The following is a 536-nucleotide window of genomic DNA, read 5'->3' on the forward strand; positions in this document are numbered from 1 at the left end:
TAAGTTCCGGTCATCACGATGTCAAGCCTTGGTAAGGTTCTTCGCGTTGCGTCGAATTAAGCCACATGCTCCGCCGCTTGTGCGGGCCCCCGTCAATTCCTTTGAGTTTCATTCTTGCGAACGTACTCCCCAGGTGGAATACTTATTGCGTTTGCTGCGGCACCGAAGGTCTTTGACACCCAACACCTAGTATTCACCGTTTACGGCGTGGACTACCAGGGTATCTAATCCTGTTCGCTCCCCACGCTTTCGAGCCTCAACGTCAGTTACTGTCCAGTAAGCCGCCTTCGCCACTGGTGTTCCTCCTAATATCTACGCATTTCACCGCTACACTAGGAATTCCGTCTACCTCTACTTCACTCAAGAACAGCAGTTTCAAATGCAGTTCAGGGGTTGAGCCCCTACATTTCACATCTGACTTGCCGTCCCGCCTACACTCCCTTTACACCCAATAATTCCGGACAACGCTCGCGCCCTACGTATTACCGCGGCTGCTGGCACGTAGTTAGCCGGCGCTTCTTCTGCAGGTACCGTCA

1 rRNA gene is annotated in these 536 nt (G+C 52.8%); it reads right to left on the reverse strand.

What is annotated here, in order from left to right:
- Nucleotides 1-536 (reverse strand): 16S ribosomal RNA (locus IE178_RS35410); the annotation flags it as partial.

The sequence above is a fragment of the Streptomyces griseoloalbus genome, assembly GCA_014650015.1.
Taxonomy (GTDB): Bacteria; Actinomycetota; Actinomycetes; order Streptomycetales; family Streptomycetaceae; genus Streptomyces; species Streptomyces griseoloalbus.